The organism is Delftia acidovorans NBRC 14950 (assembly GCF_001598795.1).
In the GTDB taxonomy this organism is placed as follows: Bacteria; Pseudomonadota; Gammaproteobacteria; order Burkholderiales; family Burkholderiaceae_C; genus Comamonas; species Comamonas acidovorans.
In genome coordinates this window covers 173,534-186,540 of the sequence record NZ_BCZP01000008.1, presented here as the reverse complement: position 1 = coordinate 186,540, position 13,007 = coordinate 173,534, and the positions used below count along the sequence as shown (strand labels likewise).

Annotated in this window: 13 protein-coding genes; all 13 read left to right on the top strand. The window is 70.8% G+C overall.

Going from position 1 to position 13,007, the window contains the following annotated elements:
* Nucleotides 1–49: 49 nt before the first annotated feature.
* The 13 genes from msuE (at nt 50) to DA1_RS12655 (ending at nt 12,939) form a co-directional block, all read left to right on the top strand.
* The gene (gene msuE, locus DA1_RS12715; RefSeq protein WP_016453782.1) at nt 50–679 is read left to right on the top strand and encodes an FMN reductase; all 630 of its coding nucleotides are present in this window, start codon (nt 50–52) and stop codon (nt 677–679) included.
* On the top strand, nt 676–1,857 hold the full coding sequence (locus tag DA1_RS12710; protein ID WP_034390714.1) for an acyl-CoA dehydrogenase family protein: 1,182 nt from the start codon (nt 676–678) through the stop codon (nt 1,855–1,857). The genes msuE and DA1_RS12710 overlap by 4 nt, the downstream gene beginning before the upstream one ends.
* Before the next feature lie 9 nt (nt 1,858–1,866).
* Nucleotides 1,867–3,045, top strand: a complete 1,179-nt coding sequence (locus tag DA1_RS12705; protein WP_034390712.1) for a sigma 54-interacting transcriptional regulator — start codon at nt 1,867–1,869, stop codon at nt 3,043–3,045.
* Complete coding sequence (gene ssuD / locus DA1_RS12700) at nt 3,042–4,196, top strand: FMNH2-dependent alkanesulfonate monooxygenase (protein ID WP_034390709.1); 1,155 nt, start codon at nt 3,042–3,044, stop codon at nt 4,194–4,196. The genes DA1_RS12705 and ssuD overlap by 4 nt, the downstream gene beginning before the upstream one ends.
* A 101-nt stretch (nt 4,197–4,297) precedes the next feature.
* Nucleotides 4,298–5,212, top strand: a complete 915-nt coding sequence (locus tag DA1_RS12695; protein WP_034390708.1) for a LysR family transcriptional regulator — start codon at nt 4,298–4,300, stop codon at nt 5,210–5,212.
* A gap of 167 nt (nt 5,213–5,379) precedes the next feature.
* Complete coding sequence (locus tag DA1_RS12690; RefSeq protein ID WP_012203696.1) at nt 5,380–6,753, top strand: SLC13 family permease; 1,374 nt, start codon at nt 5,380–5,382, stop codon at nt 6,751–6,753.
* A gap of 64 nt (nt 6,754–6,817) precedes the next feature.
* On the top strand, nt 6,818–8,500 hold the full coding sequence (mdcA, locus tag DA1_RS12685) for a malonate decarboxylase subunit alpha (protein WP_034390705.1): 1,683 nt from the start codon (nt 6,818–6,820) through the stop codon (nt 8,498–8,500).
* Nucleotides 8,501–8,510: 10 nt separating this feature from the next.
* On the top strand, nt 8,511–8,843 hold the full coding sequence (gene mdcC / locus DA1_RS12680) for a malonate decarboxylase acyl carrier protein (RefSeq protein WP_012203694.1): 333 nt from the start codon (nt 8,511–8,513) through the stop codon (nt 8,841–8,843).
* Nucleotides 8,840–9,757, top strand: a complete 918-nt coding sequence (locus tag DA1_RS12675; RefSeq protein WP_034390703.1) for a biotin-independent malonate decarboxylase subunit beta — start codon at nt 8,840–8,842, stop codon at nt 9,755–9,757. Before mdcC ends, DA1_RS12675 begins: the two co-directional genes overlap by 4 nt.
* A gap of 5 nt (nt 9,758–9,762) precedes the next feature.
* Nucleotides 9,763–10,464, top strand: coding sequence for a biotin-independent malonate decarboxylase subunit gamma (locus DA1_RS12670; protein ID WP_034390701.1), 702 nt, complete (start codon nt 9,763–9,765; stop codon nt 10,462–10,464).
* A gap of 14 nt (nt 10,465–10,478) precedes the next feature.
* Nucleotides 10,479–11,174 carry a malonate decarboxylase holo-[acyl-carrier-protein] synthase gene (mdcG, locus tag DA1_RS12665; RefSeq protein ID WP_230590715.1) on the top strand — a complete coding sequence of 232 codons (696 nt, stop codon included), beginning with the start codon at nt 10,479–10,481 and terminating at the stop codon, nt 11,172–11,174.
* Nucleotides 11,171–12,031 (top strand): triphosphoribosyl-dephospho-CoA synthase MdcB, encoded by an 861-nt coding sequence (gene mdcB / locus DA1_RS12660; protein ID WP_034390698.1) that lies wholly within the window; start codon nt 11,171–11,173, stop codon nt 12,029–12,031. Before mdcG ends, mdcB begins: the two co-directional genes overlap by 4 nt.
* Nucleotides 12,028–12,939, top strand: coding sequence for an acyltransferase domain-containing protein (locus DA1_RS12655; RefSeq protein WP_034390695.1), 912 nt, complete (start codon nt 12,028–12,030; stop codon nt 12,937–12,939). The genes mdcB and DA1_RS12655 overlap by 4 nt, the downstream gene beginning before the upstream one ends.
* The last annotated feature ends 68 nt before the right edge of the window (nt 12,940–13,007 follow it).

Here is a 13,007-nt window from a genome sequence, read left to right as displayed (position 1 = left end):
GCAAACCGCATGCCGCGCTGCCTCCTGGAACCCACGCCAAGGAGTTTCCATGAGCCGATCGCTGAAGACTGTCATCGTCAATGGCAGCCTGAGCCGCCCCTCCCGCACCCGTGTCCTGCTGGACGCCCTGCATGCCCGCCTGGGCCAGGAGCTGCCGCTGCAGGCACAGGTCATCGACCTGCTGGACCTGCAGCCCCACCTGGGCGCGGCCCTGTCCAAGAACGACCTGCCGCCGGCCACGCTGCAGGCCATCGAAGCCATCGAGCAGGCCGACTTCCTCATCGTCGGCGCGCCGGTCTTTCGCGCCAGCCTGCCGGGCCTGCTCAAGCACCTGTTCGACCTCATCGACCTGGACGCGCTGCAGGGCACGCCCGTGCTGCTGGCCGCCACCGGCGGCAGCCCGCGCCACGCCCTCATCCTGGACCACCAGCTGCGCCCGCTGTTCGGCTTTTTCTCGGCCCTCACCCTGCCCATTGGCGTGTACTCCACGCCCGAGGACATCCAGGACGGCCAGGTGCACAGCGAATCGCTGCGCCAGCGCATCGAGCTGACCGTGCAGCTGTCGGCCCCGGTGCTGCGCGGTGCGCTGCAGCAGCTGGTGCAGGCCCAAATCCAGGCCGAGGCACAGCCGCCTGTTCCCGAAGCCGCCGACCTGGCCCTGGCCGGGCAGCCCGCGTGAGCCAGGCACAGGCCGTCCCTGCGGACCCGATAGCCACTGCGCAGGATCTGGCGCAGCGCCTTGCCGCCACGGCGGCCCGGCGCGATGCCGCAGGCGGCACGCCCAAAGCCGAGCGCGATGCGCTGCGCGCCAGCGGCCTGCTGGCGCTGAGCATTCCGCGCGAGCTGGGCGGCCTGGGCGCGGACTGGGTGCAGACGCTGGAGACGGTGCGCATCCTGGCCACGGCAGACGGCTCGCTGGCCCATGTCTACGGCTTCCAGCACCTGCACCTGGCCACCGTGCAACTGTTCGGCCAGCCCGCCCAGTGGCGGCCCTGGCTGCTGCAGACGGCACGCCACCGCTGGTTCTGGGGCAATACGCTGAATCCGCTGGACCGCCGCACCACGGCCACGCGCCAGCCCGGCCACTGGGAGTTCTCGGGCAAGAAAAGCTTTACCTCGGGCGCGCTGGACTCGCAGATGCTGGTGGCCTCGGCCATCGATGCCGACAGCGGGCAGCTGCTGATCGGCGTGGTGCCCACGGAGCGCACGGGCATCACCTTGCTGCGCGACTGGGACAACATGGGCCAGCGCCAGACCGACAGCGGCTCGGCCCTGTTCGAGCGCGTGCGCGTGGAGGCGGCCGAGCTGCTGCTGGACCCCGGCCCGCTGTCCACGCCGCATGCCGCGCTGCGCCCGCTGCTGGCCCAGCTCATCCTGGCCCATCTGTTCCTGGGCATTGCCCAGGGCGCGCTGGAGCAGGCGCGCGGCTACACGCTGAACGAGGCGCGGCCCTGGTTCAAGTCCCCTGCCGATGCGGCCGGCGCAGACCCCCACATCCAGGCGCTGTATGGCGAGCTGTGGGCCGCGCTGGAAGGCGCGCGCCTGCTGACCCTGCAGGCCGCGCAGCGCTTTGACGCCGCCTGGCGCCGTGGCCCGGCGCTGACCGCCCACGAGCGCGGCGAAGTCGCCGTGGCCGTGACGGCCGCCAAGATTGCCACCACGCGCTCGGGGCTGGACCTGTCCAGCCGCATCTTCGAGGCCACGGGCGCGCGCGCCACGCACGCGGCGCTGCGCTTTGACCGCTTCTGGCGCAACCTGCGCACGCAGACGCTGCACGACCCGCTGCACTACAAGCTGCAGGAGCTGGGCGACTGGGTGCTCAACGGCACCCATCCGCAGCCCAGCTTCTACTCGTGACGCCGCGCCATGAACACCCGTCTGCCCACCTGGCCGCCCGGCAAGTCCTCGGCAACACCTGCGCCCGTACCTGCGCCCGTACCTGCAACCGTGCCTGCGCCCGCAGCCTCTGCCGCGCACGATGACGGCGCCGCGCCCGCGCCGTGGATACTGCAAGACCCGGCCTCGCAGGCCCTGCTCAAGACCATGGGACAGGTGGCCGCCAGCGAGGCCGGCGTCCTCATCCTGGGCGACAGCGGCGCCGACAAGGAAATGGTGGCCCGCCACATCCACCGCCTGAGCCCGCGCCGCCACGGCCCCTTTGTCGCCGTCAACTGCGGCGCGCTGTCCGAGGCCCTGATCAACGCCGAGCTCTTCGGCCACGAAAGCGGTGCGCTGACGGGTGCCTTCGGCAACCTGCCCGGCCGCTTCGAGGACGCCCACGGCGGCACCCTGCTGCTGGACGAGATCGACGACCTGCCCCTGCACATCCAGAGCAAGCTGGTGCGCGTGCTGCAGGACAAGGCGGTCACCCGCATCGGCGCCAGCCAGCGCACGCCGGCCAACGTGCGCGTGCTCGCGGCCAGCAGCGCGCCGCTGCACACCAAGGTGGCGGCGCGGCGCTTTCGCGAAGACCTGTACTACCTGCTCGATGTCGTCACCCTCACCGTGCTGCCGCTGCGCCAGCGCCCGGCCGACATCCTGCCGCTGGCGCGCCACTTCATCGCGAGCTACTGCCAGCGCATGCGCTACGCGCCCATGGCACTCAGCCAGGACGCGCAGCGCAAGCTGCTGGAGCACGACTGGCCCGGCAACAGCCGCGAGCTGGAGAACGTCATCCACCGCAGCCTGCTGCTGACCCAGGGCATGCACATCGGCGCGGGCGACCTGCACATCGCCAGCAGCCAGGGCGAGCCCGATCCCGTCCCCACACGCGAGGCCGAACACGGCGCCCAGGCCGCCGCCGCCGAACTGGCCCTGGGCGAAGCGCTGGACAGCCTGTGCGACGTGCATGCCGAAGGCCTGGAGCAGCACGTGCTGGGCGCCCTGCTGCTCAAGGCCTGGCAGCGCAACCGCGGCAACCAGGTGCAGACCGCGCGCCAGCTGGGCATCAGCCGCAGCGTGGTGCGCGCGCGGCTGCAGCGCCTGGGCCAGGTGCCGGGCGAGGCCGCGCCACCGTCCTTTCCATCGTCCCCGGAGATCCCATGAGCCAAGACCCCCACCCATCGCCAGACATCTTCTGGTTCCTGCCCACCTCGGGCGACACGCGCTACCTCGGCACCTCCGACTTCGGCCGCGCACCCACCAACGCCTACATGCGCCAGATCGCCGTCACGGCCGAGGAGCTGGGCTACGACGGCCTGCTGATCCCCACCGGCAGCTCCTGCCTGGACCCCTGGGTGGTCGCCTCCAGCCTGGTGCCCGTCACGCAGCGCATCAAGCTGCTGGTGGCCCTGCGCACCTCGCTGGGCGCGCCCGTCTCCAGCGCGCGCCAGGCCGCCACGCTGGACCAGGCCCTGGGCGGGCGCCTGCTGCTCAACGTGGTGCCAGGGGGCGATGCCACCGAGCTGGAGGCCGACGGCATCTTCCTGGCCCACGACGAACGCTATGCCTACGCCGATGAATTCCTGACCATCTGGCGCCGCCTGCTGGCCGGCGAGGCCGTGGACTTCGACGGCAAATACTTCAAGGTCAAGCAGGGCCGCAACTTCTTTCCCCCGGTGCAAAAGCCACATCCGCCACTGTACTTCGGCGGCTCCTCGGACGCCGCCCACGACCTGGCCGCGCGCCAGGTGGACGCCTACCTCACCTGGGGCGAGCCCCCCGCCGCCGTGGCCGAAAAGTTCGCCGACATCCGCCGCCGCGCCGCGCAGCAGGGCCGCCAGGTCCGCCTGGGCGTGCGGCTGCACGTCATCGTGCGCGAGACCAACGAGGAGGCCTGGGCCGATGCCGAGCGCCTGATCAGCAAGCTCACCGACGAGGACATCGCCCGCGCCCAGGCCGGCTATGCGCGCATGGACTCCGTGGGCCAGTCGCGCATGGCCGCGCTGCACGGCGGGCGGCGCGACCGGCTGGAGGTGGCGCCCAACCTCTGGGCAGGCGTGGGCCTGGTGCGCGGCGGCGCGGGCACGGCCCTGGTCGGCGACGCGGCCACCGTGGCCGAGCGCCTGCGCGAATACGCCGCGCTGGGTGCGGACAGCTTCGTGCTTTCGGGCTACCCGCACCTGGAGGAATCCATCCGCTTTGCCGAGCTGGTCTTCCCCCTGCTCGGCAAGCAGGCCGTCACCACCAGCGACCAGGCCCAGACCGGCGGCGCCTTCGACATCCGCAGCATCCAGCGCAGCCAATCCGCATCGTGAGCCACCCGGGGCCCCGCCCCCCGGACAGACCGGAGTCTGTGCACGCAACGCGATCAACGCCACAATCCGCCCGTCCCCCACGATGAGAGCGTGACGTTGCCATGAGCCTGAGAATCGATGACGAAATAACCTTCCGCAGACTGGAGGTGCTGCTCGCCTTCCTGGAGACAGGCAATCTCGCCAAGACGGCGGAACGGCTGGAGACCAGCTCGGTCAGCGTGCACCGCGCACTGCACGCGCTGGAGGCCGGCATGCGCTGCGCCCTGTTCCGGCACGAGGGGCGCAACCTCAAGCCCACCGAGGCCGCGCAGACCCTGGCCGATGTCGCCAGGGAAGTGCTGGCCACCATGTCCGAGGGCATACGCGCCACGCGCGAGGTGGCAGGCTACTCGGCGGACCGCATCCGCATCGGCTCGCTGTACTCCCTGACCAACCGCACCGTGCCGGCGCTGGTGATGGCGCTGAAGCTGCGCCGCCCCGATCTGCAGACCGAACTGGTGCTGGGCTCGAACGCCGGCCTGCTGGAGCGGCTGCGCAACGGAACGCTGGACGCGGCGCTGATGGCCATGCCGGACAACGCCGCCGACATGCAGACGCAGCTGCTGTTCGAGGACGACATTTTCTTTGCCGCGCCCGTGGGCTCGCCCTATGCGCATCTGGCCGAGGTCGATCTGGGCGCCATGGCGCGCGAGAACTTCGTGAGCCTGGGCGAAGGCTTTGCGACCTATGGCGGCTTCATGGAGTCCTTCCGGGTGGCCGGCTTCACGCCCAACGTGGTGATGAAGACGGATGACATCTTCTCGCTGATGAACCTGGTCAGCGGCGGCGTCGGCTACACGCTGCTGCCCGGGCGGGTGCGCGGCGTGATGCCGCAGAAGGTGCAGCTGATACCGCTGCAGGCCAGGTACCTGATGCGCCAGACCATCGTGCTGACCTTTTTGCGCTCCCGCGAACGCGACCCCAACCTGCTGGCCCTGCTCAGCGTGTGCCGCCTCGCGAACGGGCAGCTCGGCTGACCCGGCATGCCGGGGGCGACAGCCCCGCTTCGCCGGGTTAACCCTTCATTGTTTCTCTCTGCGTAATTGTTGGCGCTCGCGCTTTATTGATGCGCTCCGGGCCGCCGCGTACCGTGCATACCAGCATGCACACGTATTGCAGGCGCATAAAAAACCGGAGACATCGCATGAATTCCCATTGGATATCGATTGGCGCGTTGATAGGCATGTTCGTCCTGGCGACGGCACTGCCCATCAACATGGGCCTGCTGGCCTTTGTCGGGGCCTTCCTGGTCGGCACCCTGGTGGCCGGCATGGGGACCAAGGCCATCATTGGCGGTTTCCCCGCCGACCTGTTTCTGACGCTGGCGGGCATCACCTACCTGTTCGCGCTGGCGCAGAACAACGGAACCATCGACTGGCTGGTCCGCATGGCGGTGCGCGCCGTGCGCGGGCGCATTGCCGCCATACCGTGGATCATGTTCTTCATTGCGGCCCTGCTGACGGCGGTGGGCGCCGTCAGCCCTGCGGCCGTGGCCATCATCGCGCCCATTGCCCTGGGCTTTGCCGCCAAGTACGGCATCAATCCGCTGATGATGGGTCTGCTGGTGATCCATGGCGCGCAGGGCGGCGGCTTCTCGCCCATCAGCATCTACGGCGGCATCACCAACAAGATCGTGGCCAAGGCGGGCCTGCCGCTCAACGAGATGGCGACCATGCTGGCCAGCATGGGGGTCAACCTGGCCGTGGCCGTGCTGCTGTTCTTCCTGATGGGCGGCGCCCGGCTGATGCGCATGAAGGCCGATGCCGATGGCAGCGTGCCCGCCACGCCGCGCGTCTCGCATGCCCAGGGCGGCGCCCAGGTGTATGGCGACGCCGAAGGCGAGGCCCTGTCCGAGGAGCGCAACACGGCTGCACGCTCCAGCGACTCGCTGATGCGCGCCGCCCCTGAACAGGACGCCGCACCGCAATCGCGCAGCTACCAGGTGGCCACCGTGGTCGGCCTGCTGGCGCTCGCGGTCCTCACCCTGTTCTTCAAGCAGGACATCGGCTTTGTCTCCATCACCATCGGCCTGGTGCTGACGCTGATGGCGCCCAACCTGCAAAAGCGCGCGCTGGGCCAGGTGTCCTGGCCCGAGATCATGCTCATCGTGGGTGTCAGCACCTATGTGGGCGTGATGGACAAGATGGGCACCATCGACTTCGTAGGCCACAGCGTGGCGCAGCTGACCTCGCCCCTGGTGGCGGCCTTGCTGCTGTGCTTCGTGGGCGCCGTGGTGTCGGCCTTCGCCTCCTCGACGGCGGTGCTGGGCTCGCTGATTCCGCTGGCCGTTCCCTTCCTGCAGGGCGGCTCCGATGTGAGCGCCGTCGGCTTCATCGCGGCCATGGCCGTGTCCTCGACCATCGTGGATGTCAGCCCCTTCTCGACCAACGGCGCCCTCGTCCTGGCCAATGCCAAGGGCGTGGACCGCGACCGCTTCTTCCGCCAGCTGATGGTCTACGGCGGCCTTGTCACCCTGGTGGCGCCGCTGCTCGTGTGGCTGCTGTTCGTGGTCCTCTAGCCAGGCACTTCGACGGGACGCCCGCCCCCTGCCCCCTCCATGTCACGCCAACCCCTGATACCCCATGACTGACCCCTCCTGGAACCTCAAAGCCGGGGAGCGCGCCGCCAGGCTGGCGCGCGCCCAGGCAGCCCTCGGGCCGCGCCTGGCCGGCAAGCGCGTCGATGCCGGCGCCATCACCGAGCTGCTGCACGCCGTGCTGGCGCCCGGCGACCGCGTCTGCCTCGAAGGCAACAACCAGAAGCAGGCCGACTTCCTGGCCCGCGCCCTGGTCCAGCTCGATCCGCAGCAGGTGCACGACCTGCACATGGTGCAGTCGGTGCTGGCGCTGCCGGAGCACCTGGATGTGTTTGAAAACGGCATCGCGCGGCGGCTGGACTTCAGCTTCTCCGGCCCGCAAGGGGCGCGGCTGGCCAAGCTGGTCTCGGCCCGGCAGCTGGAGATCGGGGCCATCCACACCTACCTGGAGCTGTTCGCGCGCTACTTCGTGGACCTGACGCCCAAGGTGGCCCTGGTGGCGGCCCACGCGGCCGATGCCCAGGGCAACCTGTACACCGGCCCCAACACCGAGGACACGCCGGCCATCGTCGAGGCCACGGCCTTTTCGGGCGGCATCGTCATCGCCCAGGTCAACGAGATGGTGGATGGCACCACCACGGCGCTGCCGCGCGTGGACATTCCCTCGGACTGGGTGCATTTCGTCGTGCAGGCGCCCCGGCCCAACGTCATCGAGCCGCTGTTCACGCGCGACCCGGCCCAGATCAGCGAAATCCAGGTGCTGATGGCCATGATGGCCATCAAGGGCATCTACGCCGAGTACGAGGTCCAGCGCCTGAACCATGGCATCGGCTTCGACACGGCAGCCATCGAGCTGCTGCTGCCGACCTACGGCGAATCGCTGGGGCTGAAGGGCCGCATTGCGCGGCACTGGGCGCTGAACCCGCATCCGGCGCTGATACCGGCCATCGAGGCCGGCTGGGTGGAGTCCATCCATTCGTTCGGCTCCGAGCTGGGCATGGAGGACTACATCCGGGCGCGCTCGGACGTGTTCTTCACCGGCGCCGACGGCAGCCTGCGCAGCAACCGCGCCTTCTGCCAGGCGGCGGGCCACTATGCCTGCGACCTGTTCATCGGCTCGACGCTGCAGATCGACCTGGACGGCAACAGCTCCACCGCGACGCTGGGGCGCATTGCCGGCTTCGGCGGCGCCCCCAACATGGGTGCGGACGCGCGCGGCCGGCGCCATGCCAGCGCCGCCTGGCTCAAGGCCGGGCGCGAGGCGCGGGCGGGCCGCAGCGGCGCGGCAGGCACGCCACGCGGGCAAAAGCTGGTGGTGCAGATGGTGGAGACCTTCCGCGAGCACATGCAGCCCGCCTTCGTGGAGCGGCTCGATGCCTGGACGCTGCAGGAGCAGGCCGGCATGGACCTGCCGCCCATCATGATCTACGGCGAGGACGTGACCCACATCCTGACGGAGGAAGGCATTGCCAACCTGCTGCTGTGCCGCAGCGACGAAGAGCGCGAGCAGGCCATCCGCGGCGTGGCCGGCTACACGGCCGTGGGCCTGGCGCGCGACCGTCGCATGGTGGAGAACCTGCGTGACCGCGGGGTGATCCGCCGTCCGCAGGATCTGGGCATCGACCCGCGCCAGGCCACGCGCAATCTGCTGGCCGCGCGCAGCATGCGCGATCTGGCCCAGGCCTCGGGCGGGCTGTATCAGCCTCCCCGCCGATTCAGGAACTGGTAGGAGAGACGACATGAGCGAGATACCCGCAGGGCTGGAGTCCCTGAGCTATTGCTTCGCAGGCGGCCGGCCGGCCGGCGCCTTTGCCCCCGTCCTGGTCGGCGTGGTCGGCTCGGGCAATCTGGAGGTGATGCTGGAGAGCACGGGCGGCGATGGCTGCGAAGTGCAGGTGCAGACCTCGGCACACGGCTTCGGCGCCATCTGGCAGGCCGTGGTGGAGGATTTTCGCGAGCGCCACCCTGTGGGCGGCGTGCGCGTGTCCATCAACGACATGGGGGCCACGCCGGCCGTGGTCAGCCTGCGGCTGGACCAGGCCCTGGCCGAACTGCAGGGAGGCCAGCCATGATCAGCTACGCGGAATGCACGGCGCGCGAGCGCCTGGCGAAGCTGCTGGATGCCGGCAGCTTCCATGAATGGCTGCCGCCCTCCGAGCGGCTGACCAGCCCGCATCTGGCACAGCTGGGCGTGCCCAGCGCCTTTGACGACGGCGTGGCCATCGGCCGGGGCCTGCTGGGCCGGCGCACGGTGTTTGTGGCCGCGCAGGAGGGCGAATTCATGGGCGGGGGCGTGGGCGAGGTGCATGGCGCCAAGCTCGTGGGCCTGCTGCGCCGCGCCCTACTGGAGCGGCCCGCGGCCGTGCTGCTGCTGGCCGAGTCGGGCGGCGTTCGGCTGCATGAGGCCAATGCCGGGCTGATCGCGGTGTCGGAGGTCATGCGCGCCCTGCTGGACGTGCGCGCCTCTGGCATCCCTGTGGTGGTCCTCATCGGCGGGGCCAACGGCTGCTTCGGCGGCATGGGCATCGTGGCGCGCTGCGCCGACCAGGTGGTGATGAGCGACATCGGCCGCCTGGCCATGTCGGGACCGGAGGTGATCGAGGCCTCGCACGGCGTCGATGAATTCGATGCGCGCGACCGCGCCCTGGTCTGGCGCACCACGGGCGGCAAGCACCGCTGGCTGTGCGGCGACTGCGATGCGCTGGTGGCCGACGATGTCGAGGCCTTCCGCGTCGCCGCCATCGCCGCGCTGGACCACTCCCGTCCGGTGAGTCTTGAAGGGCTGCTGCAGGAGCATGCGCTGCTGCGCGCGCGGCTGGACACCCTGGACGCCCTCAAGGCGGGCAGCGCCATCGGCCCTCAGGACGAGGCCATGCGCCTGTGGCAGGCACTGGGCGTGCCCGACGCCTGGCGCGTGCCCGACCTGGACGCCGCCGCCGTGCGTGCCTTGCGCACGACGCCCGCCACTGGCATTTCACAGGAGTAGCCGCCATGCAATGGAACACACTTGCCGAGCACCTGTTCGGCCCGGGCCACCAGATTCACGCCAACGGCGATTTCCTCGAAGGCCACGCCGTGTTCGATGGCCAGACCCTCGCCATCGTCGGCACCACGGGCCACGCGCCCATCGGCGTGCGGCTGGCCCTGGCCCAGGCCCGGGTGGTGCTGGAGACGGTCGGCGCGCACCCTGGCCGCCCCATCTTGCTGCTGATCGACACGCAGGGCCAGCAACTGCGCCGCCATGACGAGCTGCTGGGCATCAACCGTGCCATGGCCCACCTGGGCACCTGCATCGACCTGGCACGGCGCCGGGGCCACCGCGTCATCGGCCTGGTCTATGACCAGGCGCTGTCGGGCGGCTTCATCACCTCGGGCCTGATCGCCGATGCCTGCTACGCCCTGCCCGAGGCCGAGATCCGCGTGATGCGCATCCCCGCCATGTCGCGCATCACCAAGCTGCCCGAGTCCCTGCTCAATGCCCTGTCCGAGTCCAACCCGGTGTTCGCCCCCGGCGTGGGCAACTACGTGGCCATGGGCGGCGTGCGCGGCCTGTGGCAAGGCGATCTGCAGGCGGCGCTGCGCGACGCCCTGGCCCACAGCCCGCGCGAGGACATGCGCGCACTGGACGGCGCCGAGCGCGGCGGCCGCAAGCTGGCCGCCGAGGTGGTGCAGCGCGTCCTGGCCGCTGGATGAAGGCAGGCCGCAGCATGCTGGACACCCTGCACCGCCACCAGCTGGTGGACCTGGGCCCGCAGGCCTGGGCGGACCTGCTGGAACGCCCCTGGGATGCGCAGGCGCGCGAGATCCTCACGCACTGGCGCGACCATGCACTGCCGCTGGTGGTCGCGCGGCAGTCGGCCGAGCATGCCGCCGCCGGCCTGATGGCGCTGGGCCTGCCTGCGCCCGGGCGCTGGCAGCGGCGGCGCATGGGCTTCGATGTGGCGCGCGGCGCGGCCATCGGCACCCGCGAATTTCCCTCGCTGGACGAGCTGATGGCCTCGCCCCTGGCGGTGTCCGGCGCCCTGCGCCAGGCGCTGGACTCCTTGCAGCAGCGATTGCACACGGCCTGCGCGACGGGCTTTGTCTTCGGCAGCCACGGGTGGCAGTGCATCACGGGTCTGCCCTATCTGCGGCCCGGCTCGGACATCGACCTCTGGGTGCCGGTCGATGGCGCCGAACAGGGCGATCGGCTGGCCAGCCTGCTGCAGGCCATGCCGCAGGAAGGCCCGCGCGTGGATGCCGAGCTGGTGTTTCCCGGCGGCTGGGCCGTGGCCTGGCGCGAATGGGCCGCCTGGCGTGCAGGCAAGGTGCGATCGGTCCTGGTCAAGGGCCTGCACGGGGTGGCACTGCGTGAAGACCATGAATGGTGTGCGCCGGCTGCGGCGCCTGGAGTTCCTGCATGAAACCTGCCCTTCTCCACCCGGCCCGGGCCTTGCCATCGACCGGGCATATCGGCCGCGCGGCCACGCTGGCCCTCTACGACGAGCTGTCGCTGACGCCCAAGCCCGGCCTGGTGACCCTGGTGGACCGCGGCAGCCATGACGACATGGATGCCCACAGCTTCATGCGCAGCCTGTTCGCGCTGCGCAGCTACTTCCCCAAAATGGCCCAGGCAGGCAGCCAGGGCGCATCGTTTCCCGTGCTGGAGCGCCTGGGCATCGAGGCGGAGCAGCGCATGCTGGCCGCCACCGGCGGCATCAACACCCACCGTGGCGCCGTCTTCATGCTGGGCCTGCTGTGCGCGGCCGGCGGCGCGGTGCTGGCCGAGCAGGCCTGCATTCCCGGCGCCGCATGGCTGCGCGAGGCCCTGTGCCGCCACTGGGGCGATGCGCTGCAGCAGCGCAGCCTGCGGACCTCCGCCCTGCCCGGCGGCATCGCCGCGCGCCGCCACGGCCTGCGGGGCGCATCGCAGGAGGCGGCCCTGGGTTTCCCCGTTTTGTTCGAGACCGCCGTGCCGGCGCTGGCCAGAGCGCATGCCAGCGGGCTGCCCGCTCCCTTGGCGCGGCTGGAGGCCCTGTTCCACATCATGGCGGTGCTGGACGACTGCAACCTCGCCCACCGCGCGGGCATGCAGGGGCTGCGCCAAGGCCAGGATGCCGCGCGGCGCTTTCTCCAGGCGGGCGGCTGCGCGCATCCCGACGGCCTGTCCAGGGCGCAGGCCATTTGCGACGATTTCGTGGCGCGCCGCCTTTCACCGGGCGGCGCGGCCGATACCCTGGCGGCGGCCTGCTGGGTGCTGCGTGTCTGCGAGCGGCCATGAGCTTTGCACTGCTGTTTTCGGGCCAGGGTACGCAGCATCCCGCCATGCTCCCCTGGCTGGCGGACGATGCATGGACACAGGCAGTCTGCGAACAGCTGCAGGTTTCGCACTGGCGCGACAGGTTGGCGGATGCGCCGTGGGCCGAGTCCAACGCCGTGGCCCAGCCGCTGCTGGCGGGCCTGGCCATGGCCGCGTGGATGCAGCTGTCCCCGCAACTGCCCGCGCCTTCGGCCGTGGCGGGCTACAGCGTGGGGGAACTGCCCGCATTCGGTGCCGCGGGCGCGCTGGATGCCTGCGACATCGTTGCCCTGGCCGCGCGCCGCGCGGCGGCCATGGACCGCTGCGCGCAGCAGATGCCCGGCGGCGGGCTGCTGGCCGTCAGCGGCCTGCCGCCCGCGCGCATGGCCGCCCTGCTGGAGACGACCGGGCTGGCCGTGGCCATACGCAACGGGCCAGAGAACCTCATCCTGGGCGGCCCCCACGCGGCACTGGAGCAGGCGCAGGCGCTGGCGGCCCGCCAGGGCGCGCATGCCACCCGGCTGCGCGTGCAGGTGGCGTCCCACACCCCGTGGATGCGCCAGGCCGCCCAGGCCTTCGCACAGGACCTGGGCCAGGTGGCCGTGCACGCGCCCGCCGTGGCGCTTTTCAGCAACACGGCCCGGCGGGTGCGTGACGCCGCAGGCGCCCGTGCAGCCCTGTCCGAGCAGATAGCGGGCACGGTGCACTGGGACGACTGCATGGACAGCATTGCCGCACGCCAGGTGCGGTGCGTTCTGGAGATCGGCCCCGGCCAGGCGCTGGCACGCCTGTGGAACCAGCGCCATCCGGACATTCCGGCCCGCTCCTGCGACGACTTCCGCAGCGTGGCGGCCATTGCCGGCTGGATAGGCCGGCACTGCGGGGACTGACGCCCCGGGGCCTTGCGCCTGAGCCTTTGCGCCGAAGCCTTTGCGCCGGAGTTTTTTTGCGCCGGCTT

Bases quoted from the DNA above. Each gene is read 5' to 3' on its own strand.
- msuE (WP_016453782.1), top strand. From the start codon at position 50: ATGAGCCGATCGCTGAAGACTGTCATCGTCAATGGCAGCCTGAGCCGC.
- DA1_RS12705 (WP_034390712.1), top strand. From the start codon at position 1,867: ATGAACACCCGTCTGCCCACCTGGCCGCCCGGCAAGTCCTCGGCAACA.
- ssuD (WP_034390709.1), top strand. From the start codon at position 3,042: ATGAGCCAAGACCCCCACCCATCGCCAGACATCTTCTGGTTCCTGCCC.
- DA1_RS12695 (WP_034390708.1), top strand. From the start codon at position 4,298: ATGAGCCTGAGAATCGATGACGAAATAACCTTCCGCAGACTGGAGGTG.
- DA1_RS12690 (WP_012203696.1), top strand. From the start codon at position 5,380: ATGAATTCCCATTGGATATCGATTGGCGCGTTGATAGGCATGTTCGTC.
- mdcA (WP_034390705.1), top strand. From the start codon at position 6,818: ATGACTGACCCCTCCTGGAACCTCAAAGCCGGGGAGCGCGCCGCCAGG.
- mdcC (WP_012203694.1), top strand. From the start codon at position 8,511: ATGAGCGAGATACCCGCAGGGCTGGAGTCCCTGAGCTATTGCTTCGCA.
- DA1_RS12675 (WP_034390703.1), top strand. From the start codon at position 8,840: ATGATCAGCTACGCGGAATGCACGGCGCGCGAGCGCCTGGCGAAGCTG.
- DA1_RS12670 (WP_034390701.1), top strand. From the start codon at position 9,763: ATGCAATGGAACACACTTGCCGAGCACCTGTTCGGCCCGGGCCACCAG.
- mdcG (WP_230590715.1), top strand. From the start codon at position 10,479: ATGCTGGACACCCTGCACCGCCACCAGCTGGTGGACCTGGGCCCGCAG.
- mdcB (WP_034390698.1), top strand. From the start codon at position 11,171: ATGAAACCTGCCCTTCTCCACCCGGCCCGGGCCTTGCCATCGACCGGG.
- DA1_RS12655 (WP_034390695.1), top strand. From the start codon at position 12,028: ATGAGCTTTGCACTGCTGTTTTCGGGCCAGGGTACGCAGCATCCCGCC.